Here is a 15725-nt window from a genome sequence, read left to right as displayed (position 1 = left end):
CAGGTTCTGGCCAAGCCGGGTTCGATCAAGCCGCACACCAAGTTCGAAGGCGAAGTCTACGTCCTGTCGAAGGACGAGGGCGGCCGTCACACCCCATTCTTCAACGGCTACCGTCCGCAGTTCTACTTCCGCACCACCGACATCACCGGTGCAGCTGCTCTGCCGGAAGGCGTCGAAATGGTGATGCCGGGTGACAACGTCAAGATGGTCGTCACCCTGATCAACCCGGTGGCAATGGACGAAGGCCTGCGCTTCGCCATCCGCGAAGGCGGCCGTACCGTCGGCGCCGGCGTGGTCTCGAAGATCATCGAGTAATCTGGTAGTATCTGCGCCCCGATGTTGCCTGGGTAGGGCATCGGGGCGTATCAAATGGGAAAGCAGGCACAGGATGTGCCTTGTGTTCCCCGGACCAGGAAGGGTCAATGCCATTCAGGCGGCGTCAACAGGCGACTGTTGACAGCTGCCTTGCGTGCCATTATGCTTCTACGTCTGGGCAGGCCGGGTAACTGGTCTGCCTACGTTTTTGAGGTCTATGGAGTGACCTTGGCGGCCTGCAGGACTGTGGGTCGTCCGTATTCAGGAATTTCATGGGGCAAAGCAACCCAGAGGCTTTGTCTGTCGCTCTTTTAACGAAGGAACCTACCGCCATGGCGGACCAAAAGATCCGGATCCGGCTGAAAGCGTTCGATCATCGTCTGATCGACCGTTCGGCCAGCGAGATCGTTGAAACGGCAAAGCGGACCGGCGCGCAAGTGCGTGGCCCGATCCCGCTGCCGACCAAGATCGAGCGTTACACCGTTCTCGTTTCCCCGCACGTCGACAAGGACGCGCGTGACCAGTACGAGACCCGCACGCACAAGCGCGTGCTCGATATCGTTGACCCGAATGACAAGACCGTGGACGCGCTGATGAAGCTCGAACTGGCTGCCGGCGTCGACGTTCAGATCAAGCTGACCTGAGGACTACGACCATGACGAAGAAGTATTCGTTGGGCTTCGTGGGCCGCAAGGCTGGCATGAGCCGCGTGTTCACTGAAGATGGCCGCTCCATCCCGGTGACCCTGATCGAAGCAACCCCGAACCGCATCGCGCAGATCAAGACCGTCGAAACCGACGGCTACAGCGCCGTGCAGGTGACCGTCGGCGCGCGTCGCGCTGCCCTGGTCAACAAGCCGGAAGCCGGCCACTTCGCCAAGGCGAAGGTGGAAGCGGGTCGTGGCCTGTGGGAATTCCGCGTTGAAGACGCGCAGCTCGGCGATTTCGCCGTTGGCGGCGAAGTCAAGGCGGACATCTTCGAAGTCGGCCAGATCGTCGACGTCCAGGGTGTCACCAAGGGTAAGGGCTTCCAGGGCACCATCAAGCGCCACAACTTCCGTATGGGCGATGCAACCCACGGTAACTCGCTGTCGCATCGCGCGCCGGGTTCGCTGGGTCAGCGCCAGACCCCGGGTCGCGTTTTCCCGGGCAAGAAGATGTCGGGCCACATGGGCGCGGTGCAGCAGAGCACCCAGAACCTGGAAGTGGTCAAGGTCGACGTCGAGCGCGGTCTGATCGCCGTTCGCGGCGCCGTTCCGGGCGCGGCGGGTGGCGACGTGATCGTCCGTCCGGCGAGCAAGGCATAAGGAGAGATGACGATGGAACTCGTTATCACGGGTAGCAACAACAAGGTCTCGGTCTCCGACGCCGTGTTCGGTCGCGATTTCAGCGAAGATCTGGTCCACCAGGTCGTCGTTGCCTACCGCAACGCCGGTCGCGCCGGCACCAAGGCACAGAAGACTCGCTCCGAAGTGGCTGGTACCACCAAGAAGTCGAAGAAGCAGAAGGGCGGCGGCGCGCGTCATGGCGCACTGACGGCTCCGATCTTCGTCGGCGGCGGTGTCACCTTCGCGGCCAAGCCGCGCAGCTTCGAGCAGAAGGTCAATCGTAAGCAGTACCGTGCCGCCATGTGCGCGATCCTGTCCGAGCTGAACCGTCAGGGCCGTCTGACCATCGTGGAGTCCTTCGACGTCGAAGTGACCAACACGAAGGGTCTGATCGCCAAGCTGGCCGGCCTGGAAGTGGGCAAGCGCCCGCTGATCGTCACCGAAGAAGCGTCCGAGCACCTGTACCTGTCCGCCCGCAATCTGCCGTACGTGCAGGTGCGTGACGTCCAGGGTCTGGATCCGGTCTCGCTGGTGGGTGCCGACACGGTCGTCATCACCGCTGACGCGGTCAAGAAGGTCGAGGAGTGGCTGGCATGAACAGCAACGAAAAAATCTTCAGCGTGCTGCGTGCCCCGCGTGTCTCCGAAAAGACCGCGCGCCTGCAGGAACTCTCCAACCAGTATGTCTTCGAAGTTTCGAACGAAGCCACCAAGGCCGATGTAAAGGCCGCGGTTGAGCAGCTGTTCGACGTCAAGGTCGAAGCCGTCAACGTGGTCAACGTCAAGGGCAAGAACAAGTCCTTCCGTAACCGTGCTGGCCGCCGCGGCGATTGGCGCAAGGCGTACGTTCGCCTGGCCGATGGCCAGTCGATCGATGTAACGGCCAAGGCCTGAGGTACATCCCATGCCATTGATGAAATTCAAGCCCACTTCCCCCGGCCGCCGTTCGGCCGTGCGCGTGGTCACTCCCGACCTGCACAAGGGTGCTCCGCACGCTGCGCTGGTCGAGTCGCAGAGCCGCTCGGGTGGTCGTAACCACCATGGCCGCATCACCGTGCGTCACGTCGGTGGTGGTGCCAAGCAGCACTACCGCATCATCGACTTCAAGCGCAACAAGCTGGGCATCCCGGCGCGCGTGGAACGCATCGAATACGATCCGAACCGCACCGCGCACATCGCTCTGCTGTGCTACGTCGACGGTGAGCGTCGCTACATCATCGCCCCGAAGGGCCTGAAGGCTGGTGATCAGGTGATCGCTGGTTCGGATGCCCCGATCAAGGCTGGCAACACCCTGCCGCTGCGCAACATCCCGGTCGGCACCACCATCCACTGCATCGAACTGAAGCCGGGCAAGGGCGCTCAGATCGCTCGCGCCGCTGGTGCGGCCGTGCAGCTGGTGGCTCGCGAAGGCATCTACGCCACCCTGCGCCTGCGCTCGGGTGAAATGCGTAAGGTTCCGGTCGAGTGCTGCGCCACCATCGGCGAAGTCGGCAACGACGAGCACAGCCTGGAAAAGCTGGGCAAGGCCGGTGCCAAGCGTTGGCGCGGCGTCCGCCCGACCGTTCGTGGTGCTGCCATGAACCCGGTTGACCACCCGCACGGTGGTGGTGAGGCGAAGGCCGGCCAGGGTAATCCGCATCCGGTCACCCCGTGGGGTGTCCCGACCAAGGGTTACAAGACGCGCCATAACAAGCGCACTCAGCAGTTCATCGTCCGCGATCGTAGGGGCTAATCGACCATGGCACGTTCACTCAAGAAGGGCCCGTTCGTCGATCACCACCTCGTCAAGAAGGTGGAGGCCGCTGCGGGCAGCAAGAAGCCGATCAAGACCTGGTCGCGCCGTTCGATGATCCTGCCTGACATGGTAGGCGTCACCATTGCCGTGCATAACGGCAAGAACCACATCCCGGTTCTCGTCAACGAGAACATGGTCGGCCACAAGCTCGGCGAATTTGCCATCACCCGGACCTTCAAGGGTCACGGTGGTGACAAGAAGTCGGGCAAGTAAGGAGAGATGACAATGGAAGCGAAAGCCATCCTGCGCACTGCGCGCATCTCCCCGCAGAAGGCTCGTCTGGTCGCTGACCAGGTGCGCGGTCTGCCGGCCGAGCGTGCGGTCAACCTGCTGAAGTTCTCGGACAAGAAGGCTGCCCACCTGATCAAGAAGGTGGTGGAGTCGGCAATTGCCAACGCCGAGAACAACCAGGGCGCCGACGTCGACGAGCTGAAGGTTCAGACCATCATGGTTGATGAAGGTCCGACCCTGAAGCGTTTCATGGCGCGGGCGAAAGGCCGCGGTACCCGCATCCTCAAGCGCACCAGCCACATCACTGTGGTTGTGGGCGCCGCCAAGTAAGCGGATAAGGAAAAGACCATGGGTCATAAAGTTCATCCGATTGGTATCCGCCTCGGCATTTCCAAGGACTGGAACTCCAAGTGGTACGCCAACAAGGCCGAGTTCGCTGGTTACCTGGCAGCCGACCTGAAAGTGCGCGAAATGCTGCGCAAGAAGCTGGCTCAGGCCGGCATCAGCAAGATCCTGATCGAGCGTCCGGCCAAGACCGCTCGCGTGACGATCCACACCGCCCGTCCGGGCGTGGTGATCGGCAAGCGCGGTGAGGACATCGAGAAGCTGCGCAAGGAAGTGAGCGAGATGATGGGCGTCCCGGCGCACATCAACGTCACCGAAGTGCGCAAGCCGGAACTGGACGCGCAGCTCGTTGCCGAGTCGATCGCCCAGCAGCTGGAGCGTCGCATCATGTTCCGCCGTGCAATGAAGCGCTCGGTCGGCAACGCGATGCGTCTGGGTGCCCTGGGCATCAAGGTCAACGTCGGTGGCCGCCTCAACGGTGCAGAAATCGCCCGTTCGGAGTGGTACCGCGAAGGCCGCGTGCCGCTGCACACCCTGCGTGCCGACATCGACTATGGCTTCGCTGAAGCCAAGACGACCTACGGCATCATCGGCATCAAGGTCTGGATCTACAAGGGCGAGGTCTTCGATTTCTCCCAGGTTGGCCAGGAAAAGCAGGACGACACCCCGTCGCGCAACGATCGTCACGATCGCGGCGACCGTGGTGACCGTCAGCGCCCGGCCCGTGAAGCGAGGTAACGACAATGTTGCAACCCAAGCGAACCAAGTACCGCAAGGTACACAAGGGCCGTAACGATGGCCTGAGCTGGAGCGCCAACGCTGTCAGCTTCGGCGAATACGGCCTGAAGGCAACCGCACACGGTCAGCTGACCGCGCGTCAGATCGAAGCGGCCCGCCGCTCGATCAGCCGCTACGTCAAGCGCGGCGGCAAGATGTGGATCCGCGTGTTCCCCGACAAGCCCATCACCAAGAAGCCCATCGAAGTCCGAATGGGTTCTGGTAAGGGCAACGTGGAATACTGGGTGGCCCAGATCCAGCCCGGCCGCATGATCTATGAAATCGAGGGTGTTTCCGAGGAAGTGGCTCGCGAGGCGTTCCGCCTGGCCGCCGCCAAGCTCTCGGTCACCACCACTTTCGTGACCCGTACGGTGCGCTGATGGATATCAAAACTCTCCGTGAAAAGTCGGCTGACGAACTCAAGGCCCACCTGATCGACCTGCGTAAGGAACAGTTCTCTGTCCGTATGCAGCAGGTCACCGGCCAGCTGCCGAAGACCCACGACATTCGCCGGGTCCGTCGCGAGATTGCTCGCGTCAAGACCCTGCTCGGCAGCACGAAGTAAGGATGGCCGCTATGAGCGACAATACTGAAAAGAAGACGCTGCGCACGGTCGAAGGCCGTGTCGTCAGCAACAAGATGGACAAGACGGTTACCGTCCTGGTTGAGCGTCAGGTCAAGCACGCGCTGTACGGCAAGTACATCAAGCGCTCGACGAAGCTGCACGCCCACGATGCCGACAACGCCTGCAAGGAAGGCGATGTCGTCCGCGTGACCGAGATTGCTCCGATGTCCAAGACCAAGAACTGGCGCGTGGTGGAAGTCATCACGCGCGCGGCTGAATAAGGAGCTGAATCATGATCCAGATGCAGAGCTACCTTGACGTCGCGGACAATTCGGGTGCCAAGCAGGTGATGTGCTTCAAGGTGCTGGGTGGTTCCAAGCGCCGTTACGCCGGCATCGGCGACATCATCAAGGTCACCGTGAAGGATGCGATTCCGCGCGGCAAGGTCAAGAAGGGTGAAGTGTATGACGCCGTCGTGGTGCGTACCCGCAAGGGTGTGCGTCGCGCCGATGGCTCGCTGATCCGCTTCGACGGCAACGCTGCCGTTCTGCTGAACAGCAAGCAGGAGCCGATCGGTACCCGTATCTTCGGGCCGGTGACCCGTGAACTTCGTTCGGAGAAGTTCATGAAGATCGTCTCGCTCGCTCCCGAAGTGCTGTGAGCGACAGGAGATAATCATGGCTAACCGTATCAAGAAGGGCGACCAGGTTGTCGTCAACGCTGGCAAGGACAAGGGTAAGCAGGGCGAAGTCGTCCGCGTCGACGGCGACCGTGTGGTCGTCGCCAACGTGAACATCGTCAAGCGCCACACCAAGCCGAACCCGCAGGCAGGTGTTGCCGGCGGCGTGGTCGAGCGCGAAGCTTCGATCCATATCTCCAACGTGAATGTTCTGAACCCGGCTTCGGGCAAGGGCGAACGCGTTGGCTTCAAGGTGCTGGAGGATGGACGCAAACTGCGTGTGTTCCGCTCCAGCGGTGAGGCGCTCGACGCCTGAGGAATGAGAAGATGAGTTCCCGTCTCGAAAAGTTCTACAAGGACGAAGTGGTGCCGGCGCTGATGAAGCAGTTCGGCTACACCAATCCGATGGAAGTGCCGAAGCTGGTCAAGGTCACCCTGAACATGGGTGTCGGCGAAGCGGCCACCAACAAGAAGATCCTGGAGAACGCCGTCGGCGACATGACCAAGATTTCCGGCCAGAAGCCGGTTGTCACCAAGTCGCGTGTGTCGGTTGCGTCGTTCAAGATCCGCGATGGTTGGCCGATCGGCTGCAAGACCACGCTGCGTCGCCACAAGATGTACGAGTTCCTGGATCGCCTGATCAACATCTCGCTGCCGCGCGTGCGCGACTTCCGTGGTGTTTCCGGTCGTTCCTTCGACGGCCGCGGCAACTTCAACATGGGTGTGAAGGAGCAGATCATCTTCCCGGAAATCGACTTCGACGCCGTCGACGCGATCCGCGGTATGGATATCGCCATCACCACCACTGCGAAGACCGACGCGGAAGCGAAGGCGCTGCTGGCAGCGTTCAAGTTCCCGTTCCGTAACTGATCTGTCGAGGAAACCGAAATGGCAAAGACCTCCATGGTCAACCGCGACATCAAGCGGGAAAAGCTGGCAAAGAAGTACGCTGAAAAGCGTGCAGCTCTGAAGAAGATCGTGTCCTCCGTGGACGCGACCTACGAAGAGAAGATCGACGCCGCAACCAAGCTGGCCAAGCTGCCGCGCGATTCGTCGCCGAGCCGCCAGCGCAACCGTTGCGAGCTGTCGGGTCGTCCGCGTGGCGTCTACAGCAAGTTCGGCCTGGGCCGTAACAAGCTGCGTGAAGCCACCATGCGTGGCGACGTCCCGGGTCTGCGCAAGGCCAGCTGGTAATCCCAGCCGGCCCTGCGATCAGGCGCCCCTTCGGGGGTGCCTGAACCGGGCAGGGGAGGCATTCAGCTTTCCCGACGCAAAAAAAACCGAAGAGCCCGGCGCAAGCCGGGCTCTTTTGGCGTATACTCCCGCGTCTTGCCCTGTGCAAACGGGGTTGTAGGAGTGGGCCCTTGGCCCGCTGCATCAAGGGACCTGGCCCGTTTCCAGGAGACAACAGATTTTCGCGAAAGCGGATATCGGTGCACTCAAAGGTACTCATATGAGCATGACTGATCCCATCGCCGACCTGCTGGTCCGCATCAAGAATGCGGCCGCGGTTGGCAAGCAGACGGTGAAAGCCCCGTCGTCCAAGATCAAGGTTGCGATCGCCCAGGTCCTGAAGGACGAGGGTTACATCACCGACCTGCGCGTGACCCAGCTGGAAAACAACAAGTCCGAGCTGGAAATCGTGCTGAAGTATTTCGAAGGCAAGCCGGTCATCGCGACCCTGAAGCGCTTCTCGCGTTCGGGCCTGCGCCAGTACCGCGGCAAGAGCGAGCTGCCGAAGGTCATGAACGGCCTGGGTATCTCCATCATTTCCACCTCCAAGGGCATCATGACTGATGCGCAGGCGCGCCAGCTGGGCGTCGGCGGCGAAGTCCTGTGCTTCGTGGCCTAAGGCGAAAGGAGTAGAACTATGTCCCGCGTAGCCAAGAAGCCGATCGACCTGGGTAAGGTTGAACTGAACGTCCAGTCGGACAGCGTCACCGCCAAGGGCCCGAAGGGTTCCCTGTCGCTGGCCAAGCCGGCCGGTATTGCCATCAACGTCGACAACGGCGTTGCCACCCTGAGCACCGAGAACGCCGAGCTGGTCGCACTGACCGGTACCGTGCGTGCGATCCTGGCCAACATGGTCAAGGGCGTGTCCGAAGGCTTCGAGCGCAAGCTGGAGCTGGTCGGCGTGGGTTACCGCGCTGCCATGCAGGGCAAGGACCTGAGCCTGTCGCTGGGCTTCTCGCACCCGGTCGTGTTCGTGGCGCCGGAAGGCATCACCATCACCACCCCGACCCAGACCGAGATCCTGGTCCAGGGCGCTGACAAGCAGGTCGTCGGTGAAGTTGCCGCCAAGATCCGTGCGTTCCGCAAGCCGGAGCCGTACAAGGGCAAGGGCGTGAAGTACTCCGACGAAGTCATCATCCGTAAGGAAGCCAAGAAGGCGTAAGTGCGAGTCCCTCGCAAGAGCCCGCACATCCTTGTGCGGACTCCTCAGGGAAAAGCCCAACCTTCAGCTTTCAAGGAATAATCAAAATGAACAAGAACATCGCCCGCCTGCGTCGCGCCAAGTCGACCCGCGCCCACATCCGTGAGCTCGGCGTCGCCCGCCTGTCGGTGCTGCGCACCGGCCAGCACCTGTACGCCCAGGTCTTCACCGCCGACGGTTCCAAGGTGCTGGCTGCTGCCAACACCACCCAGACCGACGTCATGGAAGGCCTGAAGAACGGCAAGAACGCCGACGCCGCCGCCAAGGTCGGCCGTATCGTCGCTGAGCGCGCCAAGGCCGCCGGCGTCGAGAAGGTTGCCTTCGATCGTTCGGGCTACCGCTACCACGGCCGCATCAAGGCCCTGGCAGAAGCCGCCCGCGAAGCCGGCCTGCAGTTCTAAGGGATAAGGGCAGGGGACCTGTGGTCTCCTGCCCGCCTGCTCGCCCGCCTGAGTGAGGCTGGACGGCGCCACTCTTCTGCAGTGGCCCACCGGAACAACGCGACATTCCACAACCATAAGCGGCCCCGAGCCGTACATACCCAAACTACCAAGGAATCAAAATGGCAGAAGAGCGTCAGCAGCGGGGTCGCGATCGCGACCGTAACCGCGAAGAGAAAGTCGACGACGGCATGATCGAAAAGCTGGTCGCGGTCAACCGCGTCAGCAAGACCGTCAAGGGTGGTCGCCAGTTCACCTTCACCGCCCTGACCGTGGTCGGCGACGGCGAAGGCAAGGTCGGTTTCGGCTATGGCAAGGCCCGCGAAGTGCCGGTCGCCATCCAGAAGTCGATGGAACAGGCCCGCAAGAACCTGGTCAGCGTTGACCTGAACAACGGCACCCTGTGGCACACCATCAAGGATGGTCACGGCGCAGCCCGCGTGTTCATGCAGCCGGCTTCGGAAGGTACCGGCGTCATCGCCGGCGGTGCCATGCGCGCCGTGCTGGAAGCCGTTGGCGTGAAGAACGTGCTGGCCAAGGCCACCGGTTCGCGCAACCCGATCAACCTGGTGCGTGCCACCGTGAAGGGCCTGTCTGCTGCGCAGTCGCCGGCCCGCATCGCGGCCAAGCGCGGCAAGAAGGTGGAGGAACTCAACCATGGCTAATGAGTCCAACAAGACTGTGAAGGTGCGCCTGGTGCGTGGCCTGCGTGGTACTCAGTCGCGTCACCGCCTGTCGGTGCGTGCTCTGGGCCTGAACAAGCTCAACGATGTGCGTGAACTGAAGGACAGCCCGCAGGTTCGCGGTCTGATCAACACCGTTCACTACCTCGTCAAGGTTGAGGAGTAATCGATCATGACTCTGCGTCTCAATGAACTGAGCCCGGCACCGGGCGCCCGCACCGAGCGCACCCGCGTCGGTCGCGGTATCGGCTCGGGCCTGGGCAAGACTGCCGGCCGCGGCCACAAGGGTTCGTTCGCCCGTAAGGGTGGCGGCAAGATCAAGGCTGGCTTCGAAGGCGGCCAGACCCCCATGCAGCGTCGTCTGCCGAAGATCGGCTTCCGTTCGCCGATCGCCAAGGACACCGCTGAAGTGCTGCTGTACGCGCTGGACAAGCTGCCGGCCGGTGAGATCGACTTCGCCGCCCTGCGTGCTGCCAAGCTGGTCCCGAGCACTGCAAAGAAGGCCAAGGTCGTCGTCAAGGGCGAAGTGACCAAGGCGTTCACCCTGAAGGGTATCGCTGCCACGGCTGGTGCCAAGGCTGCGATCGAAGCTGCCGGCGGCAGCGTAACGGAGTAAGAAAATCATGGCGCAAGCTGGCATCGGTAACCTCGCGGGCGGAATGGGCAAGTTCACTGAACTTCGCCAACGTTTGCTGTTCGTCGTCGGGGCTTTGATCGTCTATCGCATCGGCTGCTACGTGCCGGTGCCGGGCGTCAATCCCGATGCCATGCTTGCCATGATGCAACAGCAGGGCGGCGGCATCGTGGACATGTTCAACATGTTCTCGGGCGGCGCCCTGCACCGTTTCAGCATCTTCGCGCTGAACGTGATGCCGTACATTTCGGCATCGATCGTGATGCAGCTGGCCGTGCACATCTTCCCCGCCCTGAAGGCGATGCAGAAGGAAGGTGAGTCCGGCCGCCGCAAGATCACCCAGTATTCGCGCATCGGCGCCGTGCTGCTGGCAGTGGTGCAGGGCGGCTCGATCGCACTGGCCCTGCAGGGCCAGGTCTCGCCGTCGGGCGCTCCGGTCGTGTACGCGCCGGGCATGGGCTTCGTGCTCACCGCCGTGGTCGCGCTGACCGCCGGCACCATGTTCCTGATGTGGGTCGGTGAGCAGGTCACCGAGCGCGGCATCGGCAATGGCGTGTCGCTGATCATCTTCGCCGGTATCGTCGCTGGCCTGCCGGGTGCGATCATCCACACCTTCGACGCCTACCGCGACGGCAACATCCAGTTCATCCAGCTGCTGCTGATCGCCATCGTCGTGCTCGCCTTCACCTTCTTCGTGGTGTTCGTCGAGCGTGGCCAGCGCCGGATCACGGTCAACTACGCGCGCCGCCAGGGCGGTCGCAACGCGTACATGAACCAGACCTCGTTCCTGCCGCTGAAGCTCAACATGGCCGGCGTCATCCCGGCGATCTTCGCCTCGAGCCTGCTGGCCTTCCCGGCCACCCTGGCCATGTGGTCCGGCCAGGCTGCCAACCAGAGCAGCTTCGGCCAGGTCCTGCAGAAGGTCGCCAACGCGCTCGGCCCGGGCGAGCCGCTGCACATGATCGTGTTCGCTGCGCTGATCACCGGTTTCGCGTTCTTCTATACCGCGCTGGTGTTCAACTCGCAGGAAACCGCCGACAACCTGAAGAAGTCGGGCGCGCTGATTCCGGGCATCCGTCCGGGCAAGGCCACTGCCGATTACATCGACGGCGTGCTGACCCGCCTGACCGCGGCCGGCTCGGCCTACCTGGTGATCGTCTGCCTGCTGCCGGAACTGATGCGCACGCAGCTGAACGCCTCGTTCTACTTCGGCGGTACTTCGCTGCTGATCGTGGTGGTGGTGGTGATGGACTTCATCGCCCAGGTGCAGGCGCACCTGATGTCCCACCAGTACGAGAGCCTGCTGAAGAAGGCCAACCTGAAGGGCGGCAACCGCGGCGGTTTTGCCCGCGGCTGATTGGCCTGTTATACTTTCGTCTTCCTGACGTGATGGTCCCTCCGCTTCGCGGACTCCGGCCACACAAACGAAGGGCGGCCCCCGCAGCGGTTCCGGGTGGGGGTGTGATGAGGTGGTCCCGCGCTGGAGTAGCGCGGGCGGCCCCGGGGGAAACCCCAGGTCCAACCCCATCCGGCGCCGGAGCCTGGGCACACTCCCCAGGCCGGGTTCATGAAACCAACGGTTTCACGGGCTTCCATGTAAACCGGAACCTTGTTAGTATCGCTAGTTCACTTTTTTGATCCATCCTGCCGGATTGGCGTGCCCGAGGCGCGCTGTCGGCCATCACTCAGCTGGAGAACCGCGTCATGGCGCGTATTGCAGGCGTCAACCTGCCAGCCCAGAAGCACGTCTGGGTCGGGTTGCAAAGCATTTACGGCATCGGCCGTACCCGTTCGAAGAAGGTCTGCGAAGTCGCAGGCGTTGCTTCGACCACCAAGATCCGCGATCTGTCGGAGCCGGAAATCGAGCGCCTGCGCGCCGAAGTCGGCAAGTACATCGTGGAAGGCGATCTGCGCCGTGAGATCGGCATCGCGATCAAGCGCCTGATGGACCTGGGCTGCTACCGCGGCCTGCGTCACCGTCGTGGCCTCCCGCTGCGTGGCCAGCGCACCCGTACCAACGCCCGCACCCGCAAGGGTCCGCGCAAGGCGATCAAGAAGTAAGGGACTGAGAAATGGCTAAGCCCGCTGCTAAGACCAAGAAGAAGATCAAGCGCGTCGTCACCGACGGCGTTGCCCACGTCCACGCTTCGTTCAACAACACCATCGTCACCATCACCGACCGCCAGGGCAACGCTCTGTCGTGGGCGACCTCCGGTGGCGCTGGCTTCCGCGGTTCGCGCAAGTCGACCCCGTTCGCTGCCCAGGTGGCTGCTGAAAAGGCCGGTCGTGCTGCGCTGGACTACGGCGTGAAGTCGCTGGAAGTCCGCATCAAGGGCCCGGGTCCGGGCCGTGAGTCGGCCGTGCGTTCGTTGAACAACGTCGGCTACAAGATCACCAACATCATCGACGTGACGCCTATCCCGCACAACGGGTGCCGTCCGCCGAAGAAGCGTCGCGTCTAAAGGGAGCGATAAGAAATGGCTCGTTATATCGGTCCTACCTGTAAGCTCGCCCGTCGCGAAGGCGCCGACCTGTCCCTGAAGAGCCCGGCGCGTGCGCTGGACTCGAAGTGCAAGCTGGAGCAGAAGCCCGGCCAGCACGGCGCCACTGCCCGCAAGGGCAAGCTGTCCGACTACGCCACCCAGCTGCGTGAAAAGCAGAAGGTCAAGCGTATCTACGGCCTGCTGGAGCGTCAGTTCCGCAACTACTACAAGAAGGCCTCGACCAAGAAGGGCAACACCGGCGAGAACCTGCTGCAGCTGCTGGAAACCCGCCTGGACAACGTCGTCTACCGCATGGGCTTCGCCGTGACCCGTCCGGCTGCCCGTCAGCTGGTGTCGCACCGCGGCGTCACCGTGAATGGCAAGTCGGTCAACCTGGCTTCGTACCAGGTCAAGGCTGGCGACGCCATCGCTCTGTCTGAAAAGGCTGCCAAGCAGCTGCGCGTCCAGGAAGCCCTGACCGTCGCCGCCCAGCATGACCTGAGCCCGTCGTGGGTTGAAGTGGATTCCGGCAAGTTCACCGGCATCTTCAAGGCTGTTCCGGATCGTTCGGATCTGCCTGCGGACATCAACGAAGCGCTGATCGTCGAGCTGTATTCGAAGTAATTCACATTGGAGAGCCCCCGGCGACGGCCGGGGGTTCACTAGGAGAACCCGCAACATGACGGTTACCGCCAACCAGGTTCTGCGTCCTCGCGGTCCGCAGATCGAACGCCTTACCGACACCCGTGCAAAGGTCGTTATCGAACCTTTGGAGCGGGGTTACGGGCATACGCTGGGTAATGCCCTGCGTCGCGTGCTGCTGTCGTCCATCCCGGGCTTCGCCATCACGGAAGTCGAAATCGACGGCGTGTTGCATGAGTACACCACGGTCGAAGGTCTGCAGGAGGACGTGCTCGAAGTCCTGCTGAACCTCAAGGACGTGGCCATCCGTATGCACTCCGGCGACAGCGCCACCCTGTCCCTGTCCAAGCAGGGCCCGGGCGTTGTCACCGCTGCCGACATCAAGGTCGACCACAATGTGGAGATCCTGAACGGCGAACACGTGATCTGCCACCTGACCAAGGATACGGCGATCAACATGCGTCTGAAGATCGAACGTGGTTTCGGCTACCAGCCGGCTGCCGCGCGTCGTCGTCCGGACGAAGAAACCCGTGCCATCGGCCGTCTGGTCCTGGATGCCTCGTTCTCGCCGGTCCGCCGCGTCGCCTATGCCGTGGAAGCGGCCCGCGTCGAACAGCGTACCGACCTGGACAAGCTGGTCATCGATATCGAGACCAACGGCACCATCGACGCCGAGGAAGCCGTGCGCACCGCCGCCGACATCCTCAGCGACCAGCTGTCGGTGTTCGGTGACTTCACCCACCGCGACCGCGGTGCAGCCAAGCCGGCCAACAACGGCGTGGATCCGGTGCTGCTGCGCCCGATCGACGATCTGGAGCTGACCGTGCGTTCGGCCAACTGCCTGAAGGCTGAAAGCATCTACTACATCGGCGATCTGATCCAGAAGACCGAAGTGGAGCTGCTGAAGACCCCGAACCTGGGCAAGAAGTCGCTCACCGAGATCAAGGAAGTGCTGGCTCAGCGCGGCCTGTCGCTCGGCATGAAGCTGGAGAACTGGCCGCCGGCCGGTGTCGCCAGCCACGGCATGCTGGGCTGATATCGGTAATGCCTGAAGGCTCCACCGTTCGCGGTGGGGCCTTCAACGCAACACAACATGCCATGACGAACCCCAGGTTCGCGTGGCAGGTCGTCCAGGACGGGCGGCCAGGACCAACCGCAGTCCGCGCAGCAACGCCAGGATGGCGACAACGATCCGCACAGTCTCATCATTAACCAAGGAATATCACCATGCGTCACCAGAAGTCTGGCCGTAAGTTCAGCCGTACCAGCGCCCACCGCGAAGCGATGTTCAAGAACATGGCTGCCTCGCTGTTCAAGCACGAGCTGATCAAGACCACCCTGCCGAAGGCCAAGGAACTGCGCCGCGTTGCCGAGCCGCTGATCACCCTGGCCAAGGTCGATTCCGTCGCCAACCGCCGTCTGGCCTTCGCCCGCCTGCGCGACAACGAAGCCGTGGGCAACCTGTTCACCATCCTGGGCCCGCGCTACGCGAACCGTCCGGGCGGCTACCTGCGTCTGCTGAAGTGCGGCTTCCGCGCTGGCGACAACGCGCCGATGGCCTACGTCGAGCTGGTTGACCGTCCGGTCGTGGCCGAGGAAGTGGCCGAGTAATCGGACCGCTCCAATGCGACACAGCGAAAGCCCGGCCTCTGCCGGGCTTTTGCGTTTCCGGGGGCGGATCCCTTTCTGCAGGAAAGGGCTCTGACCCACACCGTTCCGACAGGCGTCACCTGTGGCGGTTCGAATGGCGCGCACTCTCGGTTACGCTTGGCGCCTGATCCATTCGAGCGTTGACGATGAATCCACTGCGCTGGCCCTTCCGCGCCCAGTTCTTCCTGGGCTTCCTGATCTGCGCGGGCCTGCTTGGCTACGCGATCTTCCTGCAGCTGAAGATGGGCCTGGAGCCGTGTCCGCTGTGCATCTTCCAGCGCCTGGCCTTCGCTGCGCTTGGCCTGCTGTTCCTGATCGGTGCACTGCATGGTCCGTCCAACCGCCCCGGACGCGCGACCTATGGCGTGCTGGCCTTCATTGCCGCCGCAGTGGGTGTCGGCATCGCCGCGCGCCACGTCTACGTGCAGATGCTGCCGCCGGAAATGGGGTCCACCTGTGGCCCGCCGCTGGCCTTCCTGAGCGAGACCATGGGGCCGCTGGAAGTATTCCGCACGGTGCTGACCGGCACTGGCAACTGCGGCAACATCGACTGGACCTTCCTCGGCCTGACCATGCCGATGTGGTCGGGCGTGTGGTTCGTGCTGCTGGCGCTGTGGGCGCTGGTGGTGTCGCTGCGCAAGGTCAAGCGCTGAAGCAGGGTAGTGGGGGGGGGGGGGGGGGGCGACCGCCGGCGGGGCGGGCGCCCCGGGGCCCAACGACGCCCAA

28 protein-coding genes and 1 pseudogene are annotated in these 15725 nt (G+C 62.8%); all 29 read left to right on the top strand.

What is annotated here, in order from left to right; genetic code table 11:
- Positions 1-315 (top strand): annotated as a pseudogene (locus tag V3B48_RS20940) (elongation factor Tu); the annotation flags it as partial.
- 332 nt (positions 316-647) lie between these two features.
- Entirely contained in the window at positions 648-959 is a 312-nt protein-coding gene (gene rpsJ / locus V3B48_RS20935; RefSeq protein WP_005408208.1) for a 30S ribosomal protein S10, read from the top strand.
- An 11-nt stretch (positions 960-970) separates the two neighbouring features.
- A complete protein-coding gene (rplC, locus tag V3B48_RS20930; RefSeq protein WP_004145336.1) occupies positions 971-1621 on the top strand; it encodes a 50S ribosomal protein L3 in 651 nt (216 codons plus the stop codon).
- Between the two features lie 12 nt (positions 1622-1633).
- Complete coding sequence (gene rplD, locus V3B48_RS20925; RefSeq protein WP_004145337.1) at positions 1634-2239, top strand: 50S ribosomal protein L4; 606 nt, start codon at positions 1634-1636, stop codon at positions 2237-2239.
- Positions 2236-2535 (top strand): 50S ribosomal protein L23, encoded by a 300-nt coding sequence (gene rplW, locus V3B48_RS20920; protein WP_004145338.1) that lies wholly within the window; start codon positions 2236-2238, stop codon positions 2533-2535. The genes rplD and rplW overlap by 4 nt, the downstream gene beginning before the upstream one ends.
- Positions 2536-2545: 10 nt before the next feature.
- Complete coding sequence (gene rplB / locus V3B48_RS20915; RefSeq protein WP_004145339.1) at positions 2546-3373, top strand: 50S ribosomal protein L2; 828 nt, start codon at positions 2546-2548, stop codon at positions 3371-3373.
- A gap of 6 nt (positions 3374-3379) precedes the next feature.
- Positions 3380-3649 carry a 30S ribosomal protein S19 gene (gene rpsS, locus V3B48_RS20910; protein WP_004154485.1) on the top strand — a complete coding sequence of 90 codons (270 nt, stop codon included), beginning with the start codon at positions 3380-3382 and terminating at the stop codon, positions 3647-3649.
- A gap of 12 nt (positions 3650-3661) precedes the next feature.
- Positions 3662-3997, top strand: a complete 336-nt coding sequence (rplV, locus tag V3B48_RS20905; RefSeq protein ID WP_004145348.1) for a 50S ribosomal protein L22 — start codon at positions 3662-3664, stop codon at positions 3995-3997.
- Positions 3998-4015: 18 nt separating this feature from the next.
- Positions 4016-4750, top strand: coding sequence for a 30S ribosomal protein S3 (gene rpsC / locus V3B48_RS20900; RefSeq protein WP_004145350.1), 735 nt, complete (start codon positions 4016-4018; stop codon positions 4748-4750).
- A gap of 5 nt (positions 4751-4755) precedes the next feature.
- Entirely contained in the window at positions 4756-5169 is a 414-nt protein-coding gene (rplP, locus tag V3B48_RS20895; protein ID WP_004154486.1) for a 50S ribosomal protein L16, read from the top strand.
- Entirely contained in the window at positions 5169-5354 is a 186-nt protein-coding gene (gene rpmC, locus V3B48_RS20890) for a 50S ribosomal protein L29 (protein ID WP_004154487.1), read from the top strand. Before rplP ends, rpmC begins: the two co-directional genes overlap by 1 nt.
- Before the next feature lie 11 nt (positions 5355-5365).
- Positions 5366-5635, top strand: a complete 270-nt coding sequence (gene rpsQ, locus V3B48_RS20885; protein ID WP_004154489.1) for a 30S ribosomal protein S17 — start codon at positions 5366-5368, stop codon at positions 5633-5635.
- A gap of 11 nt (positions 5636-5646) precedes the next feature.
- Positions 5647-6015: a 50S ribosomal protein L14 gene (rplN, locus tag V3B48_RS20880; protein WP_004145357.1), complete on the top strand. Its 369-nt coding sequence runs from the start codon at positions 5647-5649 to the stop codon at positions 6013-6015.
- Positions 6016-6031: 16 nt separating this feature from the next.
- Positions 6032-6349, top strand: a complete 318-nt coding sequence (gene rplX / locus V3B48_RS20875) for a 50S ribosomal protein L24 (RefSeq protein ID WP_004154490.1) — start codon at positions 6032-6034, stop codon at positions 6347-6349.
- Positions 6350-6360: 11 nt separating this feature from the next.
- Positions 6361-6903, top strand: coding sequence for a 50S ribosomal protein L5 (gene rplE / locus V3B48_RS20870; RefSeq protein ID WP_004154491.1), 543 nt, complete (start codon positions 6361-6363; stop codon positions 6901-6903).
- Positions 6904-6921: 18 nt separating this feature from the next.
- The gene (rpsN, locus tag V3B48_RS20865) at positions 6922-7227 is read left to right on the top strand and encodes a 30S ribosomal protein S14 (RefSeq protein ID WP_005408209.1); all 306 of its coding nucleotides are present in this window, start codon (positions 6922-6924) and stop codon (positions 7225-7227) included.
- A 259-nt stretch (positions 7228-7486) separates the two neighbouring features.
- On the top strand, positions 7487-7885 hold the full coding sequence (gene rpsH, locus V3B48_RS20860; protein ID WP_005408210.1) for a 30S ribosomal protein S8: 399 nt from the start codon (positions 7487-7489) through the stop codon (positions 7883-7885).
- 18 nt (positions 7886-7903) lie between these two features.
- Positions 7904-8428, top strand: coding sequence for a 50S ribosomal protein L6 (gene rplF, locus V3B48_RS20855; protein ID WP_010483977.1), 525 nt, complete (start codon positions 7904-7906; stop codon positions 8426-8428).
- A gap of 80 nt (positions 8429-8508) precedes the next feature.
- Complete coding sequence (gene rplR, locus V3B48_RS20850; protein WP_024957318.1) at positions 8509-8868, top strand: 50S ribosomal protein L18; 360 nt, start codon at positions 8509-8511, stop codon at positions 8866-8868.
- A 161-nt stretch (positions 8869-9029) separates the two neighbouring features.
- The gene (rpsE, locus tag V3B48_RS20845) at positions 9030-9572 is read left to right on the top strand and encodes a 30S ribosomal protein S5 (protein WP_004145411.1); all 543 of its coding nucleotides are present in this window, start codon (positions 9030-9032) and stop codon (positions 9570-9572) included.
- Positions 9565-9756, top strand: a complete 192-nt coding sequence (gene rpmD, locus V3B48_RS20840; protein ID WP_004154497.1) for a 50S ribosomal protein L30 — start codon at positions 9565-9567, stop codon at positions 9754-9756. Before rpsE ends, rpmD begins: the two co-directional genes overlap by 8 nt.
- Before the next feature lie 6 nt (positions 9757-9762).
- The gene (gene rplO, locus V3B48_RS20835; protein WP_004154498.1) at positions 9763-10206 is read left to right on the top strand and encodes a 50S ribosomal protein L15; all 444 of its coding nucleotides are present in this window, start codon (positions 9763-9765) and stop codon (positions 10204-10206) included.
- Between the two features lie 7 nt (positions 10207-10213).
- Entirely contained in the window at positions 10214-11581 is a 1368-nt protein-coding gene (gene secY, locus V3B48_RS20830) for a preprotein translocase subunit SecY (protein WP_005408215.1), read from the top strand.
- A gap of 347 nt (positions 11582-11928) precedes the next feature.
- Positions 11929-12285, top strand: a complete 357-nt coding sequence (gene rpsM / locus V3B48_RS20825; RefSeq protein WP_004154500.1) for a 30S ribosomal protein S13 — start codon at positions 11929-11931, stop codon at positions 12283-12285.
- 11 nt (positions 12286-12296) lie between these two features.
- A complete protein-coding gene (gene rpsK / locus V3B48_RS20820; RefSeq protein ID WP_004145443.1) occupies positions 12297-12686 on the top strand; it encodes a 30S ribosomal protein S11 in 390 nt (129 codons plus the stop codon).
- Positions 12687-12701: 15 nt separating this feature from the next.
- The gene (rpsD, locus tag V3B48_RS20815) at positions 12702-13331 is read left to right on the top strand and encodes a 30S ribosomal protein S4 (RefSeq protein ID WP_004145446.1); all 630 of its coding nucleotides are present in this window, start codon (positions 12702-12704) and stop codon (positions 13329-13331) included.
- A 55-nt stretch (positions 13332-13386) separates the two neighbouring features.
- Positions 13387-14385 (top strand): DNA-directed RNA polymerase subunit alpha, encoded by a 999-nt coding sequence (rpoA, locus tag V3B48_RS20810; RefSeq protein ID WP_010483975.1) that lies wholly within the window; start codon positions 13387-13389, stop codon positions 14383-14385.
- 191 nt (positions 14386-14576) lie between these two features.
- Positions 14577-14960 (top strand): 50S ribosomal protein L17, encoded by a 384-nt coding sequence (gene rplQ / locus V3B48_RS20805; RefSeq protein WP_005408217.1) that lies wholly within the window; start codon positions 14577-14579, stop codon positions 14958-14960.
- Positions 14961-15145: 185 nt separating this feature from the next.
- A complete protein-coding gene (locus V3B48_RS20800; protein ID WP_010483974.1) occupies positions 15146-15652 on the top strand; it encodes a disulfide bond formation protein B in 507 nt (168 codons plus the stop codon).
- Positions 15653-15725 lie beyond the last annotated feature (73 nt).

The sequence above is a fragment of the Stenotrophomonas sp. SMYL20 genome (assembly GCF_036320045.1).
Classification (GTDB): domain Bacteria; phylum Pseudomonadota; class Gammaproteobacteria; order Xanthomonadales; family Xanthomonadaceae; genus Stenotrophomonas; species Stenotrophomonas maltophilia_A.
This window is presented reverse-complemented; position numbering and strand designations above follow the sequence as displayed.

Excerpts from the sequence above, each read along its gene's own strand:
- rpsJ (WP_005408208.1), top strand. The coding sequence starts at position 648 with ATGGCGGACCAAAAGATCCGGATCCGGCTGAAAGCGTTCGATCATCGT.
- rplC (WP_004145336.1), top strand. The coding sequence starts at position 971 with ATGACGAAGAAGTATTCGTTGGGCTTCGTGGGCCGCAAGGCTGGCATG.
- rplD (WP_004145337.1), top strand. The coding sequence starts at position 1,634 with ATGGAACTCGTTATCACGGGTAGCAACAACAAGGTCTCGGTCTCCGAC.
- rplW (WP_004145338.1), top strand. The coding sequence starts at position 2,236 with ATGAACAGCAACGAAAAAATCTTCAGCGTGCTGCGTGCCCCGCGTGTC.
- rplB (WP_004145339.1), top strand. The coding sequence starts at position 2,546 with ATGCCATTGATGAAATTCAAGCCCACTTCCCCCGGCCGCCGTTCGGCC.
- rpsS (WP_004154485.1), top strand. The coding sequence starts at position 3,380 with ATGGCACGTTCACTCAAGAAGGGCCCGTTCGTCGATCACCACCTCGTC.
- rplV (WP_004145348.1), top strand. The coding sequence starts at position 3,662 with ATGGAAGCGAAAGCCATCCTGCGCACTGCGCGCATCTCCCCGCAGAAG.
- rpsC (WP_004145350.1), top strand. The coding sequence starts at position 4,016 with ATGGGTCATAAAGTTCATCCGATTGGTATCCGCCTCGGCATTTCCAAG.
- rplP (WP_004154486.1), top strand. The coding sequence starts at position 4,756 with ATGTTGCAACCCAAGCGAACCAAGTACCGCAAGGTACACAAGGGCCGT.
- rpmC (WP_004154487.1), top strand. The coding sequence starts at position 5,169 with ATGGATATCAAAACTCTCCGTGAAAAGTCGGCTGACGAACTCAAGGCC.
- rpsQ (WP_004154489.1), top strand. The coding sequence starts at position 5,366 with ATGAGCGACAATACTGAAAAGAAGACGCTGCGCACGGTCGAAGGCCGT.
- rplN (WP_004145357.1), top strand. The coding sequence starts at position 5,647 with ATGATCCAGATGCAGAGCTACCTTGACGTCGCGGACAATTCGGGTGCC.
- rplX (WP_004154490.1), top strand. The coding sequence starts at position 6,032 with ATGGCTAACCGTATCAAGAAGGGCGACCAGGTTGTCGTCAACGCTGGC.
- rplE (WP_004154491.1), top strand. The coding sequence starts at position 6,361 with ATGAGTTCCCGTCTCGAAAAGTTCTACAAGGACGAAGTGGTGCCGGCG.
- rpsN (WP_005408209.1), top strand. The coding sequence starts at position 6,922 with ATGGCAAAGACCTCCATGGTCAACCGCGACATCAAGCGGGAAAAGCTG.
- rpsH (WP_005408210.1), top strand. The coding sequence starts at position 7,487 with ATGAGCATGACTGATCCCATCGCCGACCTGCTGGTCCGCATCAAGAAT.
- rplF (WP_010483977.1), top strand. The coding sequence starts at position 7,904 with ATGTCCCGCGTAGCCAAGAAGCCGATCGACCTGGGTAAGGTTGAACTG.
- rpsE (WP_004145411.1), top strand. The coding sequence starts at position 9,030 with ATGGCAGAAGAGCGTCAGCAGCGGGGTCGCGATCGCGACCGTAACCGC.
- rpmD (WP_004154497.1), top strand. The coding sequence starts at position 9,565 with ATGGCTAATGAGTCCAACAAGACTGTGAAGGTGCGCCTGGTGCGTGGC.
- rplO (WP_004154498.1), top strand. The coding sequence starts at position 9,763 with ATGACTCTGCGTCTCAATGAACTGAGCCCGGCACCGGGCGCCCGCACC.
- secY (WP_005408215.1), top strand. The coding sequence starts at position 10,214 with ATGGCGCAAGCTGGCATCGGTAACCTCGCGGGCGGAATGGGCAAGTTC.
- rpsM (WP_004154500.1), top strand. The coding sequence starts at position 11,929 with ATGGCGCGTATTGCAGGCGTCAACCTGCCAGCCCAGAAGCACGTCTGG.
- rpsK (WP_004145443.1), top strand. The coding sequence starts at position 12,297 with ATGGCTAAGCCCGCTGCTAAGACCAAGAAGAAGATCAAGCGCGTCGTC.
- rpsD (WP_004145446.1), top strand. The coding sequence starts at position 12,702 with ATGGCTCGTTATATCGGTCCTACCTGTAAGCTCGCCCGTCGCGAAGGC.
- rpoA (WP_010483975.1), top strand. The coding sequence starts at position 13,387 with ATGACGGTTACCGCCAACCAGGTTCTGCGTCCTCGCGGTCCGCAGATC.
- rplQ (WP_005408217.1), top strand. The coding sequence starts at position 14,577 with ATGCGTCACCAGAAGTCTGGCCGTAAGTTCAGCCGTACCAGCGCCCAC.
- V3B48_RS20800 (WP_010483974.1), top strand. The coding sequence starts at position 15,146 with ATGAATCCACTGCGCTGGCCCTTCCGCGCCCAGTTCTTCCTGGGCTTC.